Below are 26,177 nucleotides of genomic sequence, written 5' to 3' on the forward strand. Positions count from 1 at the left end.
TCCACCGCCATGAACAGTTTCAACTCCCACCCCGATCTGCTCCTCAGCCTCGCGAAGTTCACCTCGGCACTTCTGATCGCGCTCGCGGTGGCTCCCCTCCTCAAGCGCCCTGCGCTGCGTTCAACGTTCTGGGCGGCGATTTTCCTCATCCTCCCCGCAATGATCCTGGCCAGCCACGGCAGGAGCCTGCTGAACATCCTGCCCCGGTTCCCGGCGGTCGCGGAGATCGAGATCACCCAAGCGCCCACTCCCATCCGCGAGGCGGTCGCGGCGCCAGCGATTCCATCGGCCATGCCCGCTGGTCCCATTGAATCCATCGATGCCCGGGATCCGGCGCGCAGGGTCGATTGGGTCTCCGTGGTGTTTTCCGCCGGCCTGATCGTCTCCCTGCTTCCCATCCTGATCTCGATCCTGCGGATCCGGTTCATTCCGAAAAAACCCGCCTACGGTGTAACCTTGGAGGAATGGCTAACGATCAGGCCACAGAAACCGCATCCGGCTCCGCTCTACCTCACCAGATCCCCTGCCGCCCCGTTCACCGCAGGATTCATCCGGGAATCGGTCCTATTGCCGGAATCCGCAGCCGGCTGGTCGATGCGCAGGTTGCGCTCCACACTCCACCACGAAGCCGCGCACATCAGCCGCAGGGATCCGCTGGTGCGCATGTTCGCGAGCCTTGTGCGGGCTGCGTTGTGGTTCCATCCGCTGATCTGGCTTGCCCACCGCCAATTGGTCGCCGCCCAGGAAGAGGCCTGCGATGAGATCGCCCTCGCCGCAGGCATTCCGGCGGATGAATACGCCGAGGATCTCCTCGAAACCGCCAGATGCTCGCAGGGCATCCTCGGGCACAGCCTTGGCATGGCCCGTTGGTCCCAGCTCGGCTCCCGCATCCGCTTCATTCTCGATAAAAGCGCAACCCAAACCAAACCATTGACTATGAAAACCAAAGCAATCGTCTCGCTCGGCATCGCCGCCGCCACCTTCGGCCTTTCAAGCCTGGGGTTCTCCGAAGCTCCCGATGCCGCTGCCCGGATTCCCGATGCAGCCGCGAAACCCGGGCAAGCGGGCATCGAAGCAAAGCTCAACCGAATTGTCATGCCGAGAATCGATTTCGAGGACGTCACCCTCGGCGACGCGATTGAATATCTCCGCATCCGGTCTGCAGAGCTCGATGTGGCGGAGAAAGATCCCGCGAGAAAGGGATTCAATTTCGTGATACAGGGAGCTCCGGGCGCCAAGGACGACGATGATCCGGAATCACGCCGCATCCCGGAACTCCGCCTCCGGAATGTCCCGATCGGCGTGGTTCTCGATTACATCTGCAATGCAACTAGGATGGCCTACAAGGTGGACGAGTTTGCAATCGCCATCCGTCCCCTCGGCAATGCGGAAGGAGCCGACGCGGCCAAGCCTGCAAATGGTCCGGGTGCCGCGATCATCGCCAGGAAGCTTGAGCAAATCGTCATTCCGGCAATGCACTTCGACAACATCACCATTGAGGAAGCGATCGATTTTCTCCGCCTGAGGTCGCTGGAGCTCGATGTGGCGGAGAAAGATCCCGCGAAACGAGGATTCAATTTCGTGATCCGCAAACCGCTTCCCGCGAACAAAGAGGGGGATGGTGCCGCAGCCGGGGACGTGCCCCGCATTGCGGAACTCCATCTCCGCAACGTGCCGTTCGGTGCGACCCTCAAGTATGTCTGTGATGCGGCGAAGATGGATTACAAGATCGATGAGTTTGCGGTCACCATCATTCCTCGTGCCGACTGAGGTGTGGCTTACGCCAAGATCCCTTTGATCACCTTCGATGGCTCGACGCCGGTGAGCTTGTAGTCGAGGCCTTGGAATTTCCTGGTGAAACGTTCGTGGTCGATGCCGAAGCGATCCAGCAGGGTGGCGTGAAGGTCGTGGACGCTGACGGTGTCCTGGACGGAAGCGTAGCCGAGCTCGTCGGTGGCGCCGTGGACGTGGCCGCCCTTGATGCCCGCGCCGGCCATCCAGAGGGAGAAGGCCTTGATGTGGTGGTCGCGGCCGGTGCCCTGACCCATGGGGGTGCGGCCGAACTCCCCGCCCCAGATGACAAGGGTGTCTTCTAACATGCCGCGTTGCTTGAGGTCTTTCACCAAGGCGGCGGAGGCCTGGTCGGTGAGGGCGGCCGATTGCGGCATCCTTGTCTCGATGTCCGAATGCTGGTCCCAGCCGCGGTGGTAGAGCTGCACGAAACGGACGCCGCGCTCCAGCATCCGGCGGGCGAGCAGGCAGTTCGACGCGAAGGAGCCGTCGCCGGCCTCTTTCACGCCGTACATGTCGAGGATGTGCTGGGGCTCGCCTTTCATGTCGGTGAGTTCGGGCACGGAGGATTGCATGCGGAAGGCCATCTCGTATTGCGCGATGCGGGTTTCGATCTCCGGGTCGTAATGGTGCTCGCGCAGCAGGCCGTTGAGGCGCTGCACTTCGTCGATCACCTGGCGCTGGGTGGATTGGCAAACGCCATCCGGGCTGCCGACGTAGTGGACGGCGTCGCCTTTCGATTGGAACTGCACGCCCTGGAATTTCGAGGGCAGGAAACCGGATGACCATTGCCGCGCGGAGATGGGCTGGTCCGCAAATTTTCCGCGCGATACCATCACCACGTATCCCGGCAGGTTCTGCGTGTCGGAGCCGAGTCCATAAAGCAGCCATGAGCCCATGCTGGGGCGGCCCTTGAGGATGGAGCCGGAGTTCATGAAGGCGTGGGCGGGATCGTGGTTGATCTGCTCGGTGACCATCGAGCGGATCACGCAGATCTCATCCGCGATCGAGCCGATGTGCGGGAAAAGGTCGGAGATCTCGATCCCGGCCTGGCCGTGTTTGGTGAATTTCGTGAACGAGCCGCGCGCGATGAGTTTGGAGCCCTGGAGCTGGGCGAGCTGCTGGCCTTTCGTGAAGGATTCGGGAAACGGCTGGCCGTTGAGGGCGTCGAGCTGGGGCTTGGGATCGAAGGACTCCAGGTGCGAGGGGCCGCCGGCCATGCAGAGGTGGATGACGCGCTTCGCCTTCGCCGGGAAATGCAGGCCGCCCTGCTGGTGGAGATAGGGCAGGCTGGCGGCTTTGGAAAACTGGGAAAGCGCGATCCCGCCGAGGCCGGCGAAGCTGCGCTTCAGGAAGGTGCGGCGCGACCAGTCCTGCTGCCATGCGTGGTGGAGGGCGAGTTGTTTCCGGAGGTCGTTCATGATCAGTTGGTGTGGAATTCTCCATGCTTGAAAAGGCATCGGCAACGGCTAGTGTGATCGCGTGATCGCAGTGGAATTGGCACCGGATTTGGAAGCGCGAGTCGCCGCCTTGGCGAAATCGACCGGGCGGACGATAGCCTCCGTGGCGCATGAAGCGATCGTCCAGCAGTTGGAGGATCTTGAGGATTACTACGAGGCCGCGAAGGTCGCGAAAAATCCGGGTCGTGTTTACAGCTCAGGGGAAGTCGAACGTGAGCTGGGACTATAGTTTTTCCGAAAAGGCGCTCAAGCAGCTCCGCAAACTCGGACACGATCCCGCCCGGAAGATCGTTGCGTTCCTCAGGGAGAAGGTCGCAGGCGATGAGGATCCCCGGAGATTCGGCAAGCAGCTCAAAGGCGAACTCGGCGAATTCTGGCGATACCGCGTCGATGACTTCCGCATCATTTGCCACATCGAGGACGGGCAGATGAGGGTTATGGTGGTGAAGGTGGGGCATCGGAAAAACGTGTATTGATTCAGTAGCGGTTGATCGTCTCGTGCAGGTTTAGGATGACGCGGCAGAGCTGCTCCATCGCATCGGTTCCCTTGTCCTCCTTGCGGAGTTTTTCGAGGAACGCGGTCAGGTTTTCGGTTTCCTTTTCGGAGGGCGGGCGGGAGAGGGCGAGGATGTAGGCGCGGGCGATCTTGTCCGCGTCGGAGCCGCCGGGGATTTCCTTTTCCAAACGGGCGGCGAAGGCCTTGGCGGCCTCGACGAAGGTGGGGTCGTTGAGGAGGGTGAGGGCTTGCTGGGGCGAGTTCGACTGGAAGCGGTCCACGGCGCATTCCTCGCGGGAGGGGGCGTCGAAGGCGGCGAACATGGGGTGGATGAAGGTGCGCTGCCAATGGGTGTAGAGGCCGCGGCGGTATTGGTCGGGGCCGGTGGAGGAAATGTATTTCCGCTCGGGGAAGTTGAGGTTTTCCCAATAGTTCTCGCGCTGGTAGGGCAGGATCGAGGGGCCGCCGATCATGTCATCGGCGATGAGGCCGGAGATGGCGAGGGCGTTGTCGCGGATGAACTCGGCTTCCAGGCGGCGGGCGGATTGCTCGGAGAGCAGGCGGTTGTCGGGGTCGATCTCGGCGAGTGCCGGGTTTTTCGCGGAGGCCTGGCGGTAGGTCTCCGAGGTGACGATGAGGCGGACCATGTGCTTCACATCCCAGCCGGACTCGCGGAACTCCGCGGCGAGCCAGTCGATGAGTTCGGGGTGGGAGGGCCACTCGCCCTGGTTGCCGAGGTCGTCGAGGATGTTGGAGAGGCCTTTTCCGAAGAACTGTTTCCAGAGGCGGTTCACGAAGTGGCGGGAGGTGAGCGGGTTTTCCTCGGCGAGCAGCCACTCGGCGAGTTCGGTGCGGGTGAGGCGTTTTCCGGAGGGTTGGAGATGCTTGGAAAGGAAGGCGGGGAAGGCGGGCTCGACCTTTTCGCCGGGGTTCATCCAATCGCCGCGCGGCAGGATGCGGCCTTGCGGGATCTTGTCCGCCGGGACGGGCTGCGAGACCATGGAATGGGCGTAACCGGCGCGAGCCGCGATGATCTGTCCGCGGGCTTGCTGGGCGGCGGGTGGCAGTTTCGCGAAAGGCGTGGTGGCGAGAACGTGGGCGGCGGCGATGTCCGGGTCGGTGGTTTTGTCCGAGTTGAAAACCGAAGCGAGCTGCGGACGGAGCGCGGAGGGCTCGCCGGGGATGGGATCGGCGAAGGGGCTTATGCTGACGCGGAATTTCCCGATGTCCGCCGACTTCAGCGTGAGGGTGAGCGTAGAGGCCTCCGGGAAAGCGAGCGAGCCGTCGAGGTGGTAGTGGGCGTGGTGAGGCAGGCTGGCGGCGTCGGAAGGCTCCTCGAAGACGGCCGGGGCGGATTGCCAGGTGTTTTCCAACAGGGGCGACTGGCCGCCGTTCGAGTATCTCTCGGGGGTGCGGCGATCCGCCTGTTGGTACGAGAAACCTAGTTTTTGGCCGTTGGCGGCGAACTCCGGGGTGAGTGCGAATTTCCCGTCGGGGCGGCGGCCGATGCGGTTGTTGTTCGCGGCGTCCGGCAAGGCTTCGAGGCGGATCGTTTTCAGCGAGGTGCCCGGAGGCAGGGCGTAGGTGATGGTGAGGGTGTCGTCCTTCACGGGCGCGCCGGTGAGGAGGATGGAGCCGTCGGCGGCTTGGCTGGGAGGAGGAAGGGTGCCGCCGCGCGTGATGGCGGTGGCCTGGAGCGGCAGCCAGCCGGATGGGTTTGCGGTGAGGAAAGCGGCGGTGGATTGGCGCCATGCTTCGAGAGCGGCGGGATCGGGAGTGACGGTTTTCGCGGCGGCGAGGGAGGCATCGCGCGCGGCTTCGAGGCGCTCCATGACCGAGCGGGTTTTCGTATAAAGCTCCGGCGGGAACGGCCACTCGTTGTTGGAGCCGGGCAAGTCCGGGTTCGGCGAGCTGTTGTAGTGCGAGTAAACCCCCCATTGCCGCACATCGTTGAAAAACGCGGCCAGCGAGTAGAAATCCTTCGCGGTGAAGGGATCGAACTTGTGGTCGTGGCACTCGGCGCAACCGGTGGTGAGGCCCAGCCAACCGGCGCCCACGGCGCGGACGCGGTCGGCGGCGGACTTGGCGAGGTATTCGTTGATCTGCGCGCCGCCCTCGCGGGTCATCAGGTTGAGGCGGAGGAAACCGGTGGCGGTTTTCTGCTCCTCGGTGGGGTTCGGCATGAGATCGCCGGCGAGCTGCTCGCGGGTGAACTGGTCGAAGGGCTTGTTGGCGTTGAAGGAGTCGATGACGTAGTCGCGATAGGGGAAAATGCGCGCGTTCTGGTCGCCGTGGTAGCCGACGGTATCGGCGTAGCGCACCGCATCCAGCCAAGGCACGGCCATGCGCTCGCCGTAGCGGGGGGAGGCGAGGAGGCGATCCACGAGTTTTTCGTAAGCGTCGGGGGATTCGTCCTTCAGGAACGCATCGAGCTCCTCCGGGGTGGGCGGGAAACCTGTTAGATCCAGCGTGACGCGGCGGATCAGCGTGGATTTTTCGGCGGGCGGGGATGGCTCAAGGTTGTGCTGCTTGAGGTTTTCGCGGATGAAATTGTCGATGGAGTTCTTGGCTCCGGCCTCCGGCGGCGCTGCCTTCGCGATCGCGTCGAACGCCCAATGCTCCTGATAGACCGCGCCCTGCTCGATCCAGCGGGCGATGACGTTTTTCTCCTCCGCCGAGAGAGGCTTATGGAAATCCTCCGGCGGCATGGGATCTTCCACATCGTTGATGCGCTGCAAGACAACGCTTTCCTCAGGCTTCCCGGGGACTATGGCGAACTTCTTCGGATCGCTCTCCAGCGCGGCGTAGGCTCCCTCGGCGGTGTCGAGCCGGAGGTTTTCCTCGCGCGTGGTCGAGTCGAAGCCATGGCAGGAGAAGCACTTGTCCGAGAGGATGGGGCGGATGTGGGCGTTGAAGGAGACCTTGTCGGGCAATTTGGAATCGCCGGCGGCAAGGGTGGGTAGTGAGGGGGCGATGGCGAGAGCGGGGGAAGGATCGCGCAGGCCAAGCCACGTCACTCCGCCGACCAGGGCAGTCAGGCAGAAGGCGCAGAAAGTGAGGACGGGCGTGGAGGGGCGGTGCATGACTGGGGAAAAGTAGGAAAATATACGGACTTCGGGCGTATTTTGTTACAGGGTAAGGGCGGTTTGGCCACACGTCCAGGGCAAGCCAAATGCTGACGCATCGCCAAAACGGAGTCCGGCCGGGAGGGCTGGATCACCCCACTTCCAGGAAAGCCTGCGCAGCCGCGACGATGGCCTCCGCCTCGGCCTGCGGATATTTCCCCTTCACCTCACAGGCCCAGACCACACCGGGCCATGCGGGATCATGGGTGAATCGGGCGACAACATGGATGTGCATCTGCCGGACGATGTTGCCGATGCAGGCGACATTGAGTTTCTCCGGATTGAAACGTGAGCTGGCAAAAAGCGAGACCTCGCGAACCGCCTGCATGACCTGCGCGAAGGTATCCACATCGAGCTGGTGCAGATCCTCCACCCCCTCCGACACTTCCGGGACGATGATGAACCAAGGGAAATTCGCCTCGTCCTTGAGGAGGATGCGGCAGCCGTGTTTGCGGGCAATTTCATACCCTCCCGCCGCCAGCCTGCCGTTGAGCGTGAAATCGGTGTTCATCTCCCCCGTATGCCTGCGGCGATGTCTTCGGAAAGTTTCCCCAGCAACCTGGATTGTGCGGCGACAACCGCCTCGAAATCCTCCGATTCGATGGGATCCTTGGCGATGAATGTCCGGGACTTGACCAGCCTGGAGCCGGGCAGTGAGTAGACGCGCCAGCTCGCCTCGATGTGGGCATGCCCGTCATCGCCGGCGATGAATTCGCGGATGTCGATGGCGACCTGCCAGTCGATCTCGCTGTCGCGCTGCCACGGATAGGTGCGGATATTGCCGCTGTTGAGCCGCCTGCCGAGATTGATGGCGACGACGCGCGCCACGGAATTGTCCAGATCCCCGGCCCAGAGGTGGTTTCCGGCAAGCTCGATCTTGTTCGGGCCGCTCTGGATGACAATGTTCTGCCTGTCCACGTACTCCGCGAGGGAAACGGGGCCTACGCCGATGCCCGTGCCGCCGCCGGAAGGCAGCGGCCCCTCGGCGCTGAGCTTGTAGAAGGTGGGCGTGGGATTGCTGCATCCGGCGAGGACGGCCGCAGCGAGAAGGGTGGATAGGAGCTGGGGTTTCATCACGTTCAGCGCTTGCCTGCGGCCTTGGGCCTGGGGTTTCCCGAATCCTCCTTGCCGAAGAGGAGCGAATTCGGCTTGTCCTTGATGACATCCGTCATGCTCTCCATGGAGCGGATCGCGCTGCGCAGCTCGTCGAGAGTCCGCAGCAGATCGCCCTGGATGTTCCCGTCCGGGCCGACGCTGGCAAGCGCCGCGTCCAGCTTGGCGAGGGTTTGCCTGACATCTGCGGGGAGGCTTTTGAAATCGGGATCCTCCATGGTCGCCTTCGCGGCGGCGGCGGCCTGCTCGATTTCCCGGAGGGCACCCCTTGCATCGGCGGCGGTCGTCGCGGCCTCGTCGGCCGCCCGGTTGATGTTCGCCATCGCATCCTCGATGGGGAGCTTGTCGATCTTGTCCAGGATGGAGGCGAGCTTCACCTCAAGCTGGGCGAAGCCGGAAGGGATGGTGGGGACAAGGGGGTAATCGCCCTTGTAGGTCAGCTCCTGCCGGGGGCTGTCTGGATAGTAGTCGAAATCGACATACATCGCGCCGGTGAGCAGGCTGCCGGTTTTGAGAGTCGCCCGCAGCCCGTTCTCGATGGCATCGCCGAGGATGGGCAGCTCGTCCTCCTCCGGGGTCTCCGACCCCACGGGGCGCAGCACTTTCGGATCGATCTCCACAAGCACGGGCACCTTCTGGTTGTCCCTGTCCGGCACGAAATCGAAGGAGATGTTCGTCACCCGGCCGATGACAATGCCGCGGTACTCCACGGGGGCGGACTGGGAAAGCCCGCGCACGCTCTGGTCGAAAAGCAGCAGCAGGCGCAGGGTCGGCTCGAAGGTGGAAGAGTTCGCCGCATCCTCATCCTCATGCAGGTCGAAGATCATGCCGTCCTCTGCGAGCGCTCCGGGGTCCACGCCTTCCTGGATCGCAAAGGAAACCCCGCCCGCGACCATGGCTTGGATGGAAGGTGTCCTGACCTTGAAGCCGTCCACGCCCGCTGCGACACTGATGCCGCTGGTGTTCCAGAACTTCGTGTTTGTCCTCACCAGCCCCTGGTACTGCTCGCGTATGAAAATCTCATAGAGGATGCGGCGCCCGTCCGGATCGAGCTTGCGGCTTTCCACCCGGCCCACATCGTATCCCCGGTAATAGACGGAGGAGCCGACGGAGAGCGATCCGGCGTGTTCGGAGACCAGGGTGATCCTGCGTCCGGGGACGCTGCGGTTGGTGGCGGGCGGAGTCTCCCTGCCCTTCCATTTCCTCGGGCCGAGCGCCCCGGAGCCGGGTTCGAGCTCGATATACACCCCGGTGAGGAGCGTGCCGAGGCCGGAGATATCCGCCGCCGAGACCCGCGGGCGCACCACCCAGAAGCGCGATCCCTTGCGGAGCAGTTTTTCGTTTCCCGCATCAAGGGTGCAATAGACCAGCACCGAGTTCAGATCCTCGGCGAGTTCCACCCGCGTGACCTTGCCCACGTTCACCGAGCGGCAGCGCAGCTCCGTTTTCCCCGCGACGATGCCATCCGCCGTCTCAAAGCGGATACGCACCTCCGGCCCCTTAGAGCTGATGCTCCGGTAAAGCATCCAGCCGCCGATGAGCACCGCCAGGATGGGCACGACCCATACCACGTTCCAGCGCTGTGCGGCGCGGAGTTGCGGGGCTGCCGCCTTTGGTTCTTCTTCAATCATTTTCGGAAAGTGGTTGGCGAGCCGCTTCGGCCTGCTCGCGTTCAAGTTGATCCCAAAGCAGTTTCGGGTCAAAGCTCATTGCTGCAAACATGGTGAGGATGACGACCGCGGCAAAGGCCAATGCTCCGGGGCCGGGGGTGATGCGCATGTAATTTCCCAGCTGCACCATGGTGACAAGGATGGCGACCACGAAGATATCCACCATGGACCAGCGCCCCAGCAACTCCGTGACCCAATAGACCCGTCCGAGGACTTTCGAGGAGTGTGGCACCATGCCCTTGGCCGCAGCGCAGAGCCATAGCAGAGAGAAAATTTTCAGGATCGGGATGAGCAGGGAGGCGGTGAAAATGACAATCGCGATGGGGTAGGAGCGCGCCTGCCAGAACTGCACGAGGCCTTGCATGATGGTGCTTTCCGTAAGGACGCCCAGCTCGCGGACACTCATGATGGGCAGCGTATTCGCCGGGATGTACATGACGGCTGCCGCAATCACTAGGGCGATGGTGCGGTTGAGGCTGTCCGGCTTGCGCAGGTGCAGGTGGCTGCCGCAGCGCGGGCAATGCCCCAGGGAAACCGGAGAGACTTTTTCGCAGACATGGCAGCCCGCCAAGCCTTTGGACAAGCCCCTCGGTGGATATTTAGCCGGGCCGTTCATTCCGACATCGCCACCTCCAGGCGATCCCACAGCTCGCGCTTGTCGATGGCCGCGACGGCGGCCGCCATGCACAGCATGAGGGCGGTGAAAGCCCAGAAGCCCAGGCCGAAATGCAGGTCGGCAAGGCCGCCGAGCTTCAGCAGGCTGACGAGCACGCCCAGCAGGAAAACCTCGATCATGTTCCATGGTTCCGAGCGGCTCATCCAGCGGGTGACGAACATCGCGCCGGGAGCGCTGCGCCCGAACATCAGCGGCCCGCAGACATAGACGAGTCCGCCGGCGAGGACGAGCGGGGTGATGATGGTGAAAAGCGCCACCCCGCAACCTACGAGCAGATAGCCCTCATCTATGAGTGCCATCGCGGCACCCGGCAGCGTGAGGATGGTGCGCATCCCGGCGGCGTCCATGTCCACGAAGGGGGCGCTGTGGACGAAGAACATGAGCACCAGCGCGGTGAGCGAAAACGCCGTGACCCGCACCAGCGAAGCCGGCCTGTTCTGGAAAAGCGTGGCTCCGCAGCGCACGCAGCTCGCCCGCGAGCCCTCCGCGATGGGATCGGCCAGATGCAGCGTGTCGCAGTAGTGGCAGAGCGCGTGGTGCGGACCGCCTTTCGGCTTCGGCCAGCTGAGTATGGAAAGGCGTGTTCTCAAATGCCTTGGCTATCTCGTTGCAACGACCCTCTGTGTCAACTCTCCCAGCCCCTCGATGCCACATTCCACGAAATCCCCGGCCTGGAGGTAGCGCGGTGGATTCATGCCCATGGCCACTCCGCCGGGCGTACCGGTGGCGATGACATCGCCCGGCAGCAGCGTCATGAAACGGCTGATGTAGCTGACCACATCGCGCACCCCGAAAATCATGTCCCGCGTCCAGCTGTTCTGGCGGATCTCGCCATTCACCTTCGTCCACAGCCGCAGCCCCTGCGGATCCGCCACCTCATCCGCCGTGACAAGGCACGGCCCCATCGGCGCGAAGGTGTCCGCGCTTTTCCCCTTCGTCCACTGGCCTCCGTGTTCTTTCTGGAAAGCCCGCTCCGAGTAGTCGCAGAAAACCGAATAGCCGGCCACATGGGACAGGGCATCCTGCTCGGAAACGGAGCTCGCCGTCTTCCCGATGATGACCGCCAGCTCCACCTCGTAATCCATTTTCAGCGCCCCCTTGGGGATCAGCACATCGTCCTGTGGGCCGCTCCATGCAGAGCTGGCTTTCATGAAAAGCACCGGCTCGATCGGGATCCCGGCGCCCATTTCCCGGGCGTGCTCCAGATAATTCTGCCCTACGCAGACGATCTTGGAAGGCCGCGCCACCGGCGGGCCAATGCGTGCCTCCGGATCGATCTCAAACCCACCCGGGCAGCCCTGGGAGACCCATTCCGCCAGGCTTTCCAAGCCATCCATTGCGAAAAAACCCTCGTCGTAGTCGAAGAACTCGCCGCTGGCATCAATCTTCCTGCCGTCATCCAGCAGCACGCCGGGTTCCTCACGCCCCTCGTCACCAAAACGTATCAGCCTCATAACAGCACGGATGCTACGTAGATTCCCTGCCGATTCCAGCCAAATCCCGGGGCTATGCGGGGCTGATACTGGCTACCACACGCCCAGCTCCGCGAGCTGCCTTTCCGCAGCCTCCGCCCAGCCACGGTTCGCGGCAGGCGATGCGGGGGATGGGTGTAGGATTTTTCCGACGGAAGCCTGCGATGCGATCTCTTGCTTCACCGAGAGCATCTGCTTTTCCGCATACGCGCCAACGCCGATCAGATGCTGCGGCTCGAGAATCTCGATGAGGCGGCGGAGGTGCCTGTAGCAGGCGGCATCCACAGCGACCATCTCGGCGGCCTTGATCTTGTCAGGCGTCAGGTTCGCGCCGCTGTCCTTCATCCAGATGAGCGGACAGAAATTAATGACCAGGTGGTCTTTGAAAAAGTCCTCCGCCTTGGGGAACTTTTCGGAAAACAATCCCCACAACCTTTTCCCGCTCACCTCGGACTTCGGGCAGGCCATGCCGGTGATCCTCCGCTTCGGGTGCTCGTTCTCCGGTTTCCCGATCTCCGGGGAAAGCCCCATCCAATCCCTCACGGCGGCGATTTCCCCGAAGGGCACCCCGGTCTGCGCCATCCCGTAGGGGCCGGGGTTCATGCCGAGCATGAGGACTTTCTTTTTCGTGTCGCCGAATTTCCGCAGGTAGGACTCATAGCCCTCTCGTGCGTAATCGACGGTCAGGTAGGTATGCGAGACGGGATCGGAAAAGCGCAGAGGGCGCAGCTCGTCAGCGAGTTCGCGGCCGGCGAGGATCAGCTCGTCGCTCGTGCCCATCAATCGAGTTCCTTGATGCGCAGGTTGCGGAATTTGTAGGTCTGCCCCTTTTCGCCGTGGTGCTGGATGCCGATCACGCCCTTCGCGTCCTTGTCGTCCTCCACGTCGGTGGTGACGACCCCGTTGACCTCAATGGTGATTTTGTTGCCCTTGCAGGTGATGCGGTAGGTGTTCCAGTCGTTGCGCTTGAATGTATCCCCTGCCCTCTCGCGGAAGGCTTTTTCGCTCTCCTTGTCACCTTTGATCGGGCTGATGAACCATTTCCTGCGACCCTCATCGTAGAGGCCGCCGGACCATTTCCGGTTCGCATCACCGTCCACCTCGGACTGGTATCCGAAGACTTTTCCCGGCTCCGCATGGGCGCGGAACATGAAGCCGCTGTTCGCCTTGCCCTCGGGAAGCAGGATCTGGCCCTCGAAGATAAAATTGGAGTATTCCTTGTCGGTGACCACGAAGAACTTGTTGTCGCCGGTCAGGTGGATTTCCCCATCTACGACCTCGGTCTTGCCCCACTTGTAGGGATTGTTCCAGCCTGCGAGGGTCTTGCCGTCGAAGAGTGGCTTGAAGCCATCGGCGTCGGCTTTTTCCTCCGCGCAGGCGGACAGGAGGCCGAGGCATAGCACGGCGGCGGTGGATAGGATGTTGGTTTTCATGATTGTTCGCTCAGCGTTTCCACGCGATGAGCAGGACGGTCAGCGCGGCGGGAAGATAGATGAGTGTGGAGAAAAACAGCTGGCGGCAGGATTTCCTTTCACCGTCCGCGATGAAACGCAGGGCGAGGGCCATGATGGCAAGCCCGAAGATGGGGCCGCCGATGAGCCAGAGCAGGTTGGTGAAGCCCCAGATGCCGGGGAGAAGGGAAAACGCGGCGAGCACGAGGGAGAACATCGCGCAGAGCAGCCCGCTCCTTTTCCCGCTGACATCCCCGTTGGACCACATCTTGTAACCCGCCTCTTCGTATTCGAGGCGGCAGAGCCAGTTGATCGCGACGAAGTGCGGGAGCTGCCAGAAAAACAGGATCCCGAAGAGGAACCATGCCTCCGGATCGAGGAACTCCCCGCCACCGCCGACCCAGCCGATCATCGGCGGGATCGCGCCGGGGATCGCACCGACGAGGGTGTTCATGGAGCTCATGCGCTTCATTGGGGTGTAGACGAAAACATAGACAGCGATCGTCGCCGCCGTGAGATAGGCCGCCATCGGGTTCACCATCACCGCCAAGTGGATGATCCCGATCGCCGAAAGCACCCAGCCGACCGCGAACGCCGTCACCGGGCTCATCCTGCGCGATGGCAGCGGGCGATCCGCCGTGCGTTTCATCATCAGGTCGAGATCGATTTCCATGAGCTGGTTGAACGCCGCCGATCCGAAGGCCGCCGCCGCCGTGCCGATGATCGTGTGGAAGAGAACCCACCACTCCATCGGCATCCCCTTGCGCGCCAGCAGGTAACCGAAAAACGCCGTGACCAGGACGAAGAAATTCAGCCGCACCTTCATCAGGACGGACAAATCCTGGCTCAGGGTCGGTGTCACGATGGTTTCTTCCTCGGTATCCGGCACAGGGGTAGGATGATGCATGTTCGCGACGCTGTCGCCCCTAAAAAGGGATCAGTGTTCTTCGGCAAGGATTTCAATCCTCCATCCGGCGATCCGATCGAAATGTCGGCGGTTCCGCGCCACAAGCGGAAGGCCGCATGTCATTGCCACCGCTGCCAGCCATGGGTCGTTCTGGCCGATCTCGCGCAGTGGCCCTTGTTCTGTAGATCCGGGCATATCTCTCAACGACCGGCGCCGCGTCGTTGATCGGCATTCCGATTTTTCAGGAATTCAGGCACCCTCAGCGGGTCGTGGCCGGCTTTCATCGCCCCGTGCCAGAATTCGCCCAAGGCGACCCGGCGAATCCCAAGGCTCCTTCCCGTGCTTTGCCCTGCATATCTCACCGCCCATGGCCGCCTCCTCCAGAGCCCGATGAGAAACGTGGTATCGGCGATGAGCTCCATCGAACCAATAAGATCGAGCTCCTCATTGGAAACTGAATTTTGACATTCGAACCTTCCCTACCGCACCACCCGCGCGCCGCCGCCGGAGATCTGTTTCTCCACTTCGCTGCGGGTGGCCATCGAGGTGTCGCCGGGGGTTGTGGAAGCCAGCGCGCCGTGGGCTGCGCCATACTCGACCGCTTTCTGCGCGTCGTTGAACTCCATGAAACCGAACTGCACGCCGGAGGCGAAGGAATCCCCTCCGCCGACGCGGTCGAGGATCTCAAGGTCGTCGTATTTGCGGGATTCGTGGAACTTGCCCTCATGCCAGAGGATGGCGGACCAATCGTTGATCGTTGCCGTTTTCACCCCGCGCAGGGTGGTGGCGGCGACCTTGAAGTTCGGGAATTCCTTCACCGCCGTTTCGATCATCGCCTTGAAGGCGTCGAGCTCGATGGAGGAGATGTTGTGGTCCACGCCCTCGACCTCGAAGCCGAGCGATGCGGTGAAATCCTCCTCGTTGCCGATCATGACATCCACGTATTTCGCGATCTCACGGTTCACCTCGCGCGCCTTGTCGAGGCCGCCTATGGTCTTCCAGAGCGAGGGGCGGTAGTTGAGATCGTAGGAAACGATGGTGCCGTATCTGTTTGCCGCCTTGACCGCCTCGACGGTGACCTCGGCGGTGCTTTCGGAAAGCGCCGCATAGATCCCGCCGGTATGGAACCAGCGGACACCGAGTTTCCCGAAAATGTGATCCCAATCGACATCGCCCGGCTTGAGCTGGGAGGCCGCCGTATTTCCACGATCGGGATTTCCGACAGCGCCACGGATGCCGAAACCGCGCTCGGTGAAATTCAGGCCGTTTCTAACAGACCGGCCGATTCCGTCATCCCCGCGCCACTGGATGAAATCGGTGGCGACCCCGCCCTGCATGATGAAATCCTCGATCAGGTGCCCGACCTCGTTGTCAACGAAGGCAGTCACCACCGCCGTCTTGTAGCCGAAGCATTTCCGCAAACCCCGCGAGGTGTTGTATTCGCCGCCGCCCTCCCAGGCCTGGAAGCTGCGCGCCGTGCGGATGCGTCCCTCGCCCGGATCAAGGCGGAGCATCACTTCCCCGAGGGAAATCTGGTCAAAGGCACATTCGGATTTCGGCTTGATGGTCAAAGGCATGGCGGGGGCATTCAAAGATTCGTGAGGCTTCGTGTAAAGACGTTTGGGCAAGAATGCGGTTCGCTAAGCAGGGAGGATATGCTTATCGGGCATCAATCACCCCTTGACATAACGTAAAATATCGTTACGAGTTTCTTCGTCACATGAATTCCGCCCCCACTTTCTTCCGCGCCCTCGGCGATGACACCCGCTGGCGCATCGTCCGGCTGGTGATGGATCGCGCGCTCTGCGTCTGCGAGCTGGCGGACATCCTCGGAATGCCGCAATCCTCCGTTTCCAGCCATGTCCAGATCATCCGCAAGGCCGGCCTGCTGGAGAGCGAACGCTGCGGCAAATGGACATATTTCCGCATCCACGCAAAACACCATCCGCTTCTCACCCATCTCATCGAAAACCTCCCTGTCGGCACCGCGCACAAGACCGACCTGAAAAAGGCCAAGGCCCGCCTCGCCGGGCGCGCCGGAAGCTGCTGCCCCGGCCCGGCCAAACTCGCCTGAAGACAGCCCATGAAACTCAACGAACTGAAATCTTTGCTCTCGGAATTCTCCGACCGCCACTTCCGCATCAGCCTCCCGGATGGCGATGCTATCCCGCAGTCCTTCCACGTCACCGAGGTCGGCCACGTCCACAAGACCTTCCTCGACTGCGGCGGCACGCTGCGCGAGAGCCGCACCTGCCAACTCCAGATCTGGGTGGGCGAGGACTACGAGCACCGCATCGAGACAGGGAAAATGGCCTCCATTTTGGAAAAAACAAAATCCCTCCTGCCCGATGACAGCGTCCCGGTGGAAATCGAATACGAGGACAAGGTCATTTCCCAATACACCATCCAAGGCCACAGGCTGACCGATGATGCGGTGATCCTCAACCTTGCGAATAAGCATACGGAATGCCTCGCCCCGGAGCTCTGCGGACTGCCCTCCATCAACCGCCTACCCGCCCTCGGCGGGAAATCATCGTGCTGCGCGCCCGGCCAAAGCTGCTGAACCCATGAACCTCTTCGAACGCCAGCTCACCCTCTGGGTCGGACTCTGCATCGTTGCCGGGATCGCCCTCGGCAAGATCGCGCCCGACCTCGCGAAAACCCTCGACGGGATGTCCATCATGGTCAACGGCGCGCCGGTCGTTTCCATCCCCATCGCCATCTGCCTGTTCTTCATGATGTATCCCATCATGGTGAAAATCGACTTCGGCGAGGTGGTGAAAGCCAGCCGCAACCCCAAGCCGGTGCTGCTAACGCTGATCGTGAACTGGGGGGTGAAACCCTTCATCATGCTCGCCATCGCCACCCTGTTCCTCGGCGGATTTTTCAAGGATCTCCTGCCCGGCACCGAGGTCGTGAAAGACGGCTCCACCGTGGAACTCTACCGCTCCTACATCGCCGGAGCCATTCTGTTAGGCATCGCGCCCTGCACCGCGATGGTGCTGGTCTGGGGGCACCTCGCCAAAGGCAACCAAGGCCTCACGCTGGTGATGGTCGCGATCAATTCCCTGACCATGCTTTTCCTTTACGGCCTGCTCGGCGGTTGGCTGCTGGGAGTGAACAAAATGCCCGTGCCGTGGGAGGCGCTGCTGCTCTCCGTCGGCATCTACGTCGCCCTGCCGCTGGTGGCCGGATATTTTTCCCGCGTCTGGATCATGAAAGCCAAGGGGCCGGAATGGTTTGCGGAAAAATTCCTCCGCTACCTCACGCCCGTTTCCATCACCGCCCTGCTCGCCACGCTTGTGCTGCTTTTCAGTTTCAAGGGCGAGACCATCCTCGCCAACCCGCTCACCATACTCTGGATCGCCATCCCGCTGACCATCCAGACCATCCTCATTTTCGCCATCACCTACGCCGCCGCGAAACTACTGCATTTCTCGTACGAAGACGCCGCGCCCTCCGCGCTGATCGGCGCTTCCAACCACTTCGAGGTCGCCATCGCCACCGCCGTCATGCTTTTCGGACTCAGCTCAGGAGCCGCGCTGGCCACCGTCGTCGGAGTCCTCATCGAGGTGCCGCTCATGCTCATGCTCGTCCGTTTCTGCCAGCGCACCAAAGGCTGGTTCGGAGCAGGGGCCGCCACTCACTGAATCGACATGAAGCCACCCGCCATCCTCATCCTCTGCACCGGCAATTCCTGCCGCTCCCACCTCGCCGAAGCCATCCTCCGCCAAGCCCTGGGCGATGGCTTCCGCGTCGAAAGCGCCGGCTCCAACCCCGCCGGATACGTCCATCCGCTGGCGATCCGCGCACTCGGGGAAATCGGCATCGACGCCACCGGCCACCATTCGAAGCACATGAACCTTTTCCTCGATGACCAGGTGGAAACCGTGATCACCGTCTGCGGCAACGCCGACCAGGCATGCCCGGTGTTCCCGGGCCAGCTGAACCGCCACCATTGGCCCTTCGAGGATCCCGCCCATGCCACCGGCGGTGAGGAGGAGCAGCTCGCCGTCTTCCGCCGTGTGCGAGATGAGATCCGCTCCGTCTTTTCCGCCTATGCGGCCGGCAGGCTCGATTCCTTGCCCGCCCGCCAAACGGCCGGCCCGTAGCCGCCGAACCCGGAACCCGCGGAGAAACCCCTCATCCCCCCATCGCCCTCGCTGCGCGCATGACACTGCCTGCGGTGAGCTTGAAGGCCGGGGAGATGCCCATGCCCGCGCTTTGCAAGCCCTTTGCCGTCCATTTGTTGCAGCCGTTGAAGAGGTGGTAGTCCCCGACGCCGCCGTAAAACTGGCTGTCGCCGTAAAGGCCTTTCCCCATGGGGACGATGGCTCCGCCCCCATCGCGCCGCAGGCTGCCGGACACGAAGCGGAGCAGGGAGGAAAGCTCCGCATCGCCCAGGGAGAGTTGCTCGACCTCGCTGGTGGGGAAAAATTCCACGGGATCGCCGGGGATGGCGACGGCGTGGGCGACCGATTCCGTAGGCCAGAAGACAGCGCGAAGGGTCAGGGCGGCGGTGATTTCCTCCGCCTGGTAGAAGCCCTTGTCGCCCCAGCCGATCTCGATGAAATCGGCACGTGCGAAGCGTCGCCTGAACTCCGGGATAGCTTTTCGCACCTCGTCGGCGGGGAGGATGAATCCGGTGTGCCAGCCGTGGCTGGCGACATAGATGCGGTTTCCCCCGGCAGCCTCCGAGGGAGCGGGCGGCGGCACTGCTGCCGGCTCCGTGGAGCAGGCGGAAAGGAGGATGGCAAGCGACGCCAAGGCCAGGGCGGGTATGGTCGTGCTCGGCATGGCTGTGTTGGCTTTCCGGGGTAAGGGCGGGCGACCCGCCCTCGCCGCTACTTGTTCGCCTCGATGAGATCCTGCGCCTCCTTGAGGTGGCGGCGGAGATCCTCCATGCGGAGCGCTTCCAGGATCTTGCGGCGGTCGGCCTTGGCGGGCTCGGTGCCCTCAGGGAGGATGCCGAGCGGGATTTCCTCCATGTCCCAGTCATCGCTGCGCTGGGTGCCGACGGGGATGTCCGTCATGCGCTCCGCCTGGAGGTTCGCCAAGGGGCTGCGGCCCCATGCGTAGCGGTAGTGGGTGGGGTTGGGAACCATCGGGCTGCTCAGGATCAGGGTTTTCGTATCCTTCTGCTCACGCCCGCGGTCGTCTTTTCCGGTCACGAGGTGGGCGGCTGCGGCGGGATGGAATTTCCTGTCCTCGCCGGCGATGGCGAAACCATAGATCGGGCTGCCGTCATCGACAGCGCCGACCGCCTCATCGAAATCGATACGGATGGTGCCGCCCTCCGCGGCGAAACCTTTCACGATGGGTGGCTTCCAGCGGATCATTTTATCCATGCCATACTGGCTGGCCAGCGCCCAGCGGGCGATGCGCTCCCCGGCGGGAAGCTTGAGCTGCGGGTGGTACCATCTGCGGCGAAGGTCGTAGGTGCTGGTGTAGCCGATGTTCTTGTCGCCCGCGTTGTAGAGGTCGAGGAACGTCCGGTACTGCGCCTCGCGGATGTAGGGGCCGGGGTTGGCCATCATCTCGGTGTAGTTGTCGAGCGTCTGCACCGGCCCGTCGGTGCAGAGGGAGAGGATGCCGAAGGGCATCTGCGGATCGCCGAAGGCGGCTCTCCATGCGGCGATCATGTGCGGGAACACCTGGTAATACATCTTCGCTCCCTCGGTGCCGTTGAAGCAGTTGTTGAAGCCCTGGTGGAAGATCGCGCCCTTGACGGCGAGCCCTTCGAGCGGTGCGATCATGCCGGCGTAGCAGTTGCCCGGGCGGTTCGGATCCAGGGGCGGGCCGGGCTTGACATCGGTGGGGCGGGCTTTGTTGGCGGGCATTTCCTGGCCTTTCGCTTTCATCGCCGCCGCCTGCTTGTCGTAGTTTTCGATACGCTGCCTGAGATCGGCCTCGCCGTCCCATGAGGCGACCTTTTCATCCCATGTCGCGAGCAGGGTTTTGACCTGCGGGGTGTCGATGTTGCGGAGCACGGGATCGGGCGTCCAGGTCTCGACGGTGGTGCCGCCGCGGGAGGTGTCGATGACACCGATGGGCACGTTGGCGGCCTTGTGGACGCGGCGTGCGAAGACGAAGCCGATGGCGGACATTTCGCGGACGCTCTCCGGGGTGCAGACATCCCAATCGCCCTTGCGGAAATGGCGGGATGACCAATCGCTCCACTCGTGGAGGCGGGGGAAAGCGGTGACTTTTTCCGGTGCGGCGGTGGCCGGGATGGTGAGGAGGCGGATCTCGGGGAAATTCGCGGAGACGATCTCGAGGTTGCCGTTTTCCACATTGGTGAGGGGGAATTCCATGTTGCTCTGGCCGCCGAGAACCCAGACATCGCCGACGAGGACATTGTCGAGGGTGAGCGTTTCCTTCGCGCCTTTCACGATGAGCTGGCGGGGCTCGGCGCTGGCTTCCATCGCGGGGAGGGTGGCTTTCCATGAGCGGTCATCGCCGGCGGTCGCCCCCTGCGACGCTCCGGCGAAAGTGACGGTGACTTTCTCGCCCGGCGCGGCCCAGCCCCAGATGGCGGCGGGCTTGCCGCGCTGGATGACCATGTTGGACTGGAAAAGGTTGTTCACGCCCAGCCCTGCGGAAACGGCGGGCACCTCGATCACATCCGCCCTTGGCATTTTCTGAGCGCCCTGGAGCGCAAGGATCCCCACAGCCATCCATCCTGCAAATATTGTTCCGGTTTTCATTTCAGTGGGCCAGATACTGGGTTTTCGCGGGGGTTCTTCCAGCGCGTTTTCACCGCATCCCGGCGTGCCAGGCGTTTCGGGGTTTACCATCCGTGGGAAATTGTGGATTCTTCCGGGCATGAAGCATCCGGCACTCATCCCGCTGTGCATCCTGTTCCTGATGGTGTCATCCCACGCGCAACTGCGCACTTTCACCAATGCGGAGGGCAAGTCCATCGAGGCGACCCTCGTCCGCGTGGAGGGAGACACCGCGATCCTGAAGCTGGGCAACCTCAGCGTGGCCAAGGTGCCCCTTGCCACCCTTTCCAAGGCCGACGAGGCGTACGTGCGGGCATGGTGGGAGGAAAACAAGGACAAGCTCGGCCCCATGGATGTGCGCCTGGCCATCGACAAGAACACGGAGAGGATAGACCGGAAGGTGACGAGATCCGGCAACAGCGGGGGCGGTGGCAACAACCGGAACAACGTCCTCCCGCCGCTGGTCACCAGGATGCAGAAGGACGAGGTCCAATACGTCTGCGAGCTCAAGAGCTATGTGAAGAAGGACATCTCCGACATCACCGTGAACTACACGATCTACAAGCGCGTCATCACCCGCGACAAGGACGGCACGAAATCCGACATGGAGGAGACGGATGGCACGGCGACGGTGCGGCTGCTGGAGGGCTTCGGAACAGCCACATTCGATACCGATGTGGTTCCGGTCGACAACCACTCCCAGAAGGGGGGCAAGGGACCGGACACGATGCGGTCGGAGACCATTGAGGGTGTTGTCTTTGTGCTCAGCGCGGGCGGCAAGGAGTTCCTGAAGCAAAGCTATCCGGAAAACTACATCGCGAGGATGGAGGAAGAGGAGAAACGCCAGGAAGCGCGCTGAGGGATCATTGCCGCAGGGTGAGCTTGTGCAGCCTGAGCATGACAGGCTGCGGCAACGGCTCCGGCGGCTTGCGGTCGCGGTTGGCGCCGAGCGATTCCCACTGGAGCATGTAGCGGACGGCGGGATCCGGGGATTTCCCGCTGTCGGAGGCGCGGCGTATGGACATGCCCTTGAAATCGCTTTGGGTGGCGGAGAGGCTTTGGGGGAAGTCAGGGACGATGCTGAGTTTCCGGTCGAGCGGCTTGAGCGATTTCCCGTCGATGACAAGCCGCCCGCTGCCGTGGTCGCGGTGCCTGTAGGTCATCGTCAGCAAGCCCCTTCCGGCTTCTTCGAGGCCGCTGCAAGAGATGCCGATGAAGCCCATGGAGCCGTTGCCGCCGAATTGCACCGGCGTATCCCAGTCGGTGAGGCGATGGATGCCCCATTTCCCCTTCTCGGGGCGCGCGACCCAGAGCTGCATGTTGCCGTCTGCGTCGGACTTGTGGTAGGAGATGAGGGGCGCCTTGCCGGGCCGGAGGAGAAGGCTGGCACCGCCGTTGATGATGCCACCGCCGCTGGGGATCGGATCCACCCATGCCTGCTTTTCGCTGAGCACGATGGGCAGTGGGATGGCCTCCCCGAAGGCGGATTCCCATCGGATGAGATCCTTGCTGCGGGCGTAGGACAGGTGGTTGTTCGTCGCGCAGTCCGGCGTGTCGCGCCAGACCCAGATCATGTGGTAAAAGCCGTCGGGCCCGAGGATGGGGCCGGAGGGGTAGGAGCTGCGCTCTGTTTCCCCATCGAAGAGCGGCTTGTCGAGGAAGCGCGACCAGGTGCGGGTGGCGGGATCGTACTTGTTGTAGATGTGGTTGCCCCTGCCGGAGCCGCCGTCGCGGTAGTTGTAGAGCAGGCTGCCCGAGGGGTCTGCCAGGAACTTCGGATAGGTCGCCCTGCCCTCCTGTTTCCCGGTCATCGGGAAAGCCTTCAGCGAGGTGATGTCCCCCGGTTTTTCCGTGCGGAAATAGACGAGCGGGTCGGCGTGCATGTTCCCGGAGACATGCAGGCAGCCGGTGCTGTCCATGGCCATGGTGATGTAGTTGTGCGAGTCCCAGCCGACCTGGCTCGGCAGCACCTGATAGGCCCATTGTTGTGAGTCGAGCTTGCGGGAGGCGACGGTCATGCGCCGCTCCTTGTCGTAGTAGGCTGCGTATTGGGTGTCCCCGGCGGTCAGCAAGGCGAAGCCGACACGGAAGTCCGAGACGACCTCAGCGATGTCGATGGAGGCGGCGAGCTCATGGCGGGACTCCGGGTTTGCCTGCGCGGCTGAAAGGCAGGCGAGGAGGGCTAGGAGGGCGGGTCTGGATGGCATGGTGGAAAACGGATGCGGGAACCGAGAGACATCCCTACGCCCGCGGACTCCTGATTTCTTCCAATCAAGGCCTCTTCTGAGGAGCCGCTTTCATTCGGGCTTGCCATCCAAGTCCCCGAAAACCGCCTTGAGCTTCCGGAGCTCGGCCTCTTCATGATCCGTGAGCTTCCCGGAAACCGCCGCCGCGGGATCGTCCCACAGCTCCGTAACGGGGCGCAGCTTGCCATTGCTGTCGAGGATGTGGCGCTTGCCGCGCACATGGCGCTGCTCCTTGTCCTGGATGTAAACCCAATCGCGCGGGTTTCCGGCCTCGCCGAGCAGCTGGGGCATGAAACTGCGGCCGTGGATTTTTCCCGCGGGCAGGGGGGCGCCGCCAATCTCGCAGAGAGTGGGGAGCATGTCGGAAAAATCGATGAGATCACCGCAGGCCGACCCGGCCTTGATCCGCCCCGGCCACCTGACGATGAGCGGGACGCGGGTGCCGCGGTCGGTCATCGTGCCCTTTCCTCCTTCGATGTCCTTGCCATTGTCCAGCCGGTGCACGAGGTCGCGGTCGGTTCCGTTGTCAGAGAGGAAAACGAGCACGGTGTTTTCCGCCACACCCATTTCATCAAGCGCCCGCATGAGCTTGCCCACGTTGTCATCGAGGTGGGCGACCATGTCGGGGAAATACTTCGGGTCGCCCTTGTGGTCGGGATCCGGGAGCCGGTAGCCCTGGTCTTCGCTCTCCGGGGTCGGCACCCACGGGTAATGAGGCAGCAGGCAGGTGTGGTAGGCCATGAAAGGCTTGCCTTCCGCATGGCTGGCTTTCATGAAGCCGATCAGGAACGCCACATCCACATCCGGCCCGTAGCGATCCGCGATTTCCGCGGCGATGAGTGTTCCGTTGCGGTTGAAATGCGGCTTCTCGAAGCGGGATGTCCTCTCGCCCGAGGGGGTGAAGATCTGCCAGCACTGGTATTGATCGAAGCCGAAGCCGTTGATCTCGTTGCGCTGGTTCAGGAACGAGAGCTGCCATTTCCCGGCGATCGCGGTGGCGTATCCGGCGCCCTTGAGCTGGCGGGCGAAGCTGGGCTGCCTGGTGTCAAGGTACATGTCCGCATGGGTTTCCAGGTTCCAGATCACCTGCTTCATGCCGTGGGCAAAGGAGTAGCGGCCTGTCAGCAGCGTGGCGCGGGAGGGCGAGCAGGTGGGATTGGAGAAACAATGGGTGAAGCGCATCCCCTGCGTTGCCAGCCTGGCGATGTTAGGCGTCTTGTGGGTGATGCCGCCGTAGGTGGACAGGCACTCGATGCCGAGGTCATCTGCGAGGATGACGAGGATGTTGGGTTTCACCGCGCCGCCGGCACCGCCGTGCAGGGCCAAGCAGAGGATCGCGGTTCGGAAAACGAAGCTTATCATCCCGCAGGTGTAGGTGCCGGGACCCGGTTATGGAACCAGATAATTCCGCAACATGACGGGAAGGGTCACGGCCTCTTCGCCGGAGACTGCGGCGGCGAGTCCGGGCCGTAGGGGATGCAGCCCCTATCGTCGGGCTTCAATCCCCACATCCTGTGATATTCGGCGGGACTGAGGAAATCGTCGCCGGTTTCGCGCAGCCTGGCCTGGAGCTTTTCCTCAAGCTCCTTTTGCAGGCCCGCATGGGAGGGATCGCCGATGAGGTTTTCCATCTGGTACGGATCGGCCTTGTTGTCATACATCATCCACGGGCCGTCGGGGCTTCGGACATAGGTATGGCGTGCGGTGCGGATGCCTCGGTAGGGCTTGCCCTGGAGGTATCCGGCGAAGGGTGAGACGGACATGATGAGGGCGGCCCTGTCGGCGTCGGTCTCGCCTTTCACGTAGGCGGAGAGATCCTCGCCCTCCACCGTTTCCGGCACCTTTATGGCGGATAGGGAAAGGAGTGTGGGCAGGATGTCGGGGGTGTTGAGGGGGGCCTCGACCGTGCGCCCTTTCCCGCCAGTGATGGGAGGGTAACTGAGGAGGAAGGGGATGCGGATCGATTCGTCCCAAGGAACCTGTTTTTCCTTCGGAGCCACGCCTTGGGAGCCGAGCATCTCGCCGTGGTCGGAGGTGAAGACGACGATGGTATCCCGCGCTATGCCGGTTTCCGCGATGGTTCCGAGCAGATCGCCGACGCATTTGTCGATCGCGGTGCAGTGCGCGTAGTAACCCCGGGATTCCCTGCGGGCGGCGGCCTGGCCGGCGGCGGGCACATTGGGGCGCAGCCGGATATCCTTCGCCGGATAGAGCGCCATGAGATCCGCAGGCGCGGTCTCATGCGGGAAATGCGGGCCGCCGTAGGAAACCAGGAGCAGGAAGGGATTTTCCGCCTGCGCATGCCTGCGGATGTATGCCTGGGCGTCCTTTGTCTGGGCGTAGGCATCGTAGCCCGGCCAGGTGCGGATCTGCGGGTCGTCGTTGTCGTAGTATTGCGAGTTGTTGTAGTCGTGGGTGCATTCCAGCACCTTCCAGTAGTCGAATCCCTGGCGGCGCCCGGCCGGGATGAAGGCAGAGCGCCCGTGGCCGTCGAGATGCCATTTCCCGATGTATCCGGTCCGATATCCGGCCTCCTTGAAAATTTCCGCCATGGTGAGCTCCTTGGAAGGGAGATGGAGATCGTTGAGGAACATGCCGGTGCTCAGCGGGTATCTGCCGGTGAGCAGGGCGGCGCGATAAGGGGTGCACACCGGGATTGCCGCCACCGCGTTGCGGAAATTCACGCTGCGCGCGGCGAACGCATCGATGTTCGGGGTTTTCACGTTCGGATCGCCGGCATACCCGAAGGCCTGGGCGCGCCATTGGTCGGTGAGGATGTAAATGATGTTGGGTTTGCGCGCCTCGGCTGCGGAGGCATGTCCCGATGGCAGGACCAGGGCGGCAAGCGCGAATATCGCGCCCGCAATGAGGAGGCTTGTGTGCGGGGCCTTGCCGCTCCTTCCCGCCTTCGGATCAAGTTTCATGGGGCGGAGCTTACCTGCACGGGGGCAACGGGCAAGCCGCCCGTTTCTAACAAATTGCGATGACGGTTGACCGAATCCCGCAAATTTATTAATTACTGCTTAATATCAATCTAAATGAGGT

The 26,177-nt window shown here is 62.7% G+C and carries 25 protein-coding genes; 8 read left to right on the forward strand and 17 right to left on the reverse strand.

Going from position 1 to position 26,177, the window contains the following annotated elements; translation table 11 throughout:
* Positions 1 to 9 precede the first annotated feature (9 nt).
* On the forward strand, positions 10 to 1,770 hold the full coding sequence (locus tag HZ994_10210) for a M56 family metallopeptidase (protein ID QTN32688.1): 1,761 nt from the start codon (positions 10 to 12) through the stop codon (positions 1,768 to 1,770).
* 8 nt (positions 1,771 to 1,778) lie between these two features.
* Here the strand turns inward: HZ994_10210 and HZ994_10215 are convergent, their stop codons facing one another.
* Positions 1,779 to 3,212 (reverse strand): DUF1501 domain-containing protein, encoded by a 1,434-nt coding sequence (locus tag HZ994_10215; protein QTN32689.1) that lies wholly within the window; start codon positions 3,210 to 3,212, stop codon positions 1,779 to 1,781.
* A 61-nt stretch (positions 3,213 to 3,273) separates the two neighbouring features.
* Here HZ994_10215 and HZ994_10220 point away from each other — a divergent pair, with 61 nt between their 5' ends.
* Positions 3,274 to 3,480, forward strand: coding sequence for a toxin-antitoxin system antitoxin subunit (locus HZ994_10220; GenBank protein ID QTN32690.1), 207 nt, complete (start codon positions 3,274 to 3,276; stop codon positions 3,478 to 3,480).
* Entirely contained in the window at positions 3,464 to 3,727 is a 264-nt protein-coding gene (locus tag HZ994_10225) for a type II toxin-antitoxin system RelE/ParE family toxin (GenBank protein ID QTN32691.1), read from the forward strand. Before HZ994_10220 ends, HZ994_10225 begins: the two co-directional genes overlap by 17 nt.
* A 1-nt stretch (position 3,728) precedes the next feature.
* On the opposite strand, the gene HZ994_10230 is transcribed toward HZ994_10225, so the two are convergent.
* From HZ994_10230 to HZ994_10280, 11 genes are all read right to left on the reverse strand, one after another.
* Positions 3,729 to 6,830 (reverse strand): DUF1553 domain-containing protein, encoded by a 3,102-nt coding sequence (locus tag HZ994_10230; protein ID QTN32692.1) that lies wholly within the window; start codon positions 6,828 to 6,830, stop codon positions 3,729 to 3,731.
* Positions 6,831 to 6,963: 133 nt separating this feature from the next.
* Complete coding sequence (locus HZ994_10235; protein ID QTN32693.1) at positions 6,964 to 7,383, reverse strand: HIT family protein; 420 nt, start codon at positions 7,381 to 7,383, stop codon at positions 6,964 to 6,966.
* Positions 7,380 to 7,946, reverse strand: coding sequence for a membrane integrity-associated transporter subunit PqiC (locus HZ994_10240; protein ID QTN32694.1), 567 nt, complete (start codon positions 7,944 to 7,946; stop codon positions 7,380 to 7,382). The genes HZ994_10235 and HZ994_10240 overlap by 4 nt, the downstream gene beginning before the upstream one ends.
* A 5-nt stretch (positions 7,947 to 7,951) precedes the next feature.
* Positions 7,952 to 9,616, reverse strand: a complete 1,665-nt coding sequence (gene pqiB, locus HZ994_10245) for an intermembrane transport protein PqiB (GenBank protein QTN32695.1) — start codon at positions 9,614 to 9,616, stop codon at positions 7,952 to 7,954.
* Complete coding sequence (locus HZ994_10250; protein QTN32696.1) at positions 9,609 to 10,271, reverse strand: paraquat-inducible protein A; 663 nt, start codon at positions 10,269 to 10,271, stop codon at positions 9,609 to 9,611. The genes pqiB and HZ994_10250 overlap by 8 nt, the downstream gene beginning before the upstream one ends.
* Entirely contained in the window at positions 10,268 to 10,921 is a 654-nt protein-coding gene (locus HZ994_10255; protein QTN32697.1) for a paraquat-inducible protein A, read from the reverse strand. Before HZ994_10255 ends, HZ994_10250 begins: the two co-directional genes overlap by 4 nt.
* Before the next feature lie 9 nt (positions 10,922 to 10,930).
* Positions 10,931 to 11,785: a fumarylacetoacetate hydrolase family protein gene (locus HZ994_10260; GenBank protein QTN32698.1), complete on the reverse strand. Its 855-nt coding sequence runs from the start codon at positions 11,783 to 11,785 to the stop codon at positions 10,931 to 10,933.
* A 72-nt stretch (positions 11,786 to 11,857) separates the two neighbouring features.
* Positions 11,858 to 12,583, reverse strand: a complete 726-nt coding sequence (locus HZ994_10265) for a single-stranded DNA-binding protein (protein QTN32699.1) — start codon at positions 12,581 to 12,583, stop codon at positions 11,858 to 11,860.
* Positions 12,583 to 13,236 (reverse strand): DUF1080 domain-containing protein, encoded by a 654-nt coding sequence (locus HZ994_10270; GenBank protein ID QTN32700.1) that lies wholly within the window; start codon positions 13,234 to 13,236, stop codon positions 12,583 to 12,585. The genes HZ994_10265 and HZ994_10270 overlap by 1 nt, the downstream gene beginning before the upstream one ends.
* Positions 13,237 to 13,246: 10 nt before the next feature.
* Complete coding sequence (gene cyoE, locus HZ994_10275; protein QTN32701.1) at positions 13,247 to 14,161, reverse strand: protoheme IX farnesyltransferase; 915 nt, start codon at positions 14,159 to 14,161, stop codon at positions 13,247 to 13,249.
* Between the two features lie 479 nt (positions 14,162 to 14,640).
* Positions 14,641 to 15,738, reverse strand: a complete 1,098-nt coding sequence (locus HZ994_10280; GenBank protein ID QTN32702.1) for a sugar kinase — start codon at positions 15,736 to 15,738, stop codon at positions 14,641 to 14,643.
* Positions 15,739 to 15,881: 143 nt separating this feature from the next.
* Between HZ994_10280 and HZ994_10285 the strand changes: the two genes are divergently transcribed.
* The 4 genes from HZ994_10285 to HZ994_10300 are packed head-to-tail and all read left to right on the forward strand — an operon-like array spanning position 15,882 to position 18,273.
* Complete coding sequence (locus tag HZ994_10285; GenBank protein ID QTN32703.1) at positions 15,882 to 16,235, forward strand: winged helix-turn-helix transcriptional regulator; 354 nt, start codon at positions 15,882 to 15,884, stop codon at positions 16,233 to 16,235.
* 9 nt (positions 16,236 to 16,244) lie between these two features.
* Positions 16,245 to 16,724: a hypothetical protein gene (locus tag HZ994_10290; GenBank protein QTN32704.1), complete on the forward strand. Its 480-nt coding sequence runs from the start codon at positions 16,245 to 16,247 to the stop codon at positions 16,722 to 16,724.
* Positions 16,725 to 16,728: 4 nt separating this feature from the next.
* Positions 16,729 to 17,811, forward strand: a complete 1,083-nt coding sequence (arsB, locus tag HZ994_10295; protein ID QTN32705.1) for an ACR3 family arsenite efflux transporter — start codon at positions 16,729 to 16,731, stop codon at positions 17,809 to 17,811.
* 6 nt (positions 17,812 to 17,817) lie between these two features.
* Complete coding sequence (locus HZ994_10300; protein QTN32706.1) at positions 17,818 to 18,273, forward strand: arsenate reductase ArsC; 456 nt, start codon at positions 17,818 to 17,820, stop codon at positions 18,271 to 18,273.
* 31 nt (positions 18,274 to 18,304) lie between these two features.
* On the opposite strand, the gene HZ994_10305 is transcribed toward HZ994_10300, so the two are convergent.
* The gene (locus tag HZ994_10305; GenBank protein ID QTN32707.1) at positions 18,305 to 18,958 is read right to left on the reverse strand and encodes a TIGR02117 family protein; all 654 of its coding nucleotides are present in this window, start codon (positions 18,956 to 18,958) and stop codon (positions 18,305 to 18,307) included.
* 47 nt (positions 18,959 to 19,005) lie between these two features.
* On the reverse strand, positions 19,006 to 20,868 hold the full coding sequence (locus HZ994_10310; protein ID QTN32708.1) for a hypothetical protein: 1,863 nt from the start codon (positions 20,866 to 20,868) through the stop codon (positions 19,006 to 19,008).
* Between the two features lie 118 nt (positions 20,869 to 20,986).
* On the opposite strand from HZ994_10310, the gene HZ994_10315 reads away from it, so the two are divergent.
* The gene (locus tag HZ994_10315; protein QTN32709.1) at positions 20,987 to 21,745 is read left to right on the forward strand and encodes a hypothetical protein; all 759 of its coding nucleotides are present in this window, start codon (positions 20,987 to 20,989) and stop codon (positions 21,743 to 21,745) included.
* Positions 21,746 to 21,749: 4 nt separating this feature from the next.
* Here HZ994_10315 and HZ994_10320 read toward each other — a convergent pair whose 3' ends face one another.
* The 3 genes from HZ994_10320 to HZ994_10330 form a co-directional block, all read right to left on the reverse strand.
* Positions 21,750 to 23,093 (reverse strand): BNR-4 repeat-containing protein, encoded by a 1,344-nt coding sequence (locus HZ994_10320; protein ID QTN32710.1) that lies wholly within the window; start codon positions 23,091 to 23,093, stop codon positions 21,750 to 21,752.
* Between the two features lie 90 nt (positions 23,094 to 23,183).
* Positions 23,184 to 24,494, reverse strand: a complete 1,311-nt coding sequence (locus tag HZ994_10325; GenBank protein QTN32711.1) for a sulfatase-like hydrolase/transferase — start codon at positions 24,492 to 24,494, stop codon at positions 23,184 to 23,186.
* Between the two features lie 65 nt (positions 24,495 to 24,559).
* A complete protein-coding gene (locus HZ994_10330; protein QTN32712.1) occupies positions 24,560 to 26,056 on the reverse strand; it encodes a sulfatase in 1,497 nt (498 codons plus the stop codon).
* Positions 26,057 to 26,177 lie beyond the last annotated feature (121 nt).

The sequence above is a fragment of the Akkermansiaceae bacterium genome (assembly GCA_017798145.1).
GTDB lineage: Bacteria > Verrucomicrobiota > Verrucomicrobiia > Verrucomicrobiales > Akkermansiaceae > Luteolibacter.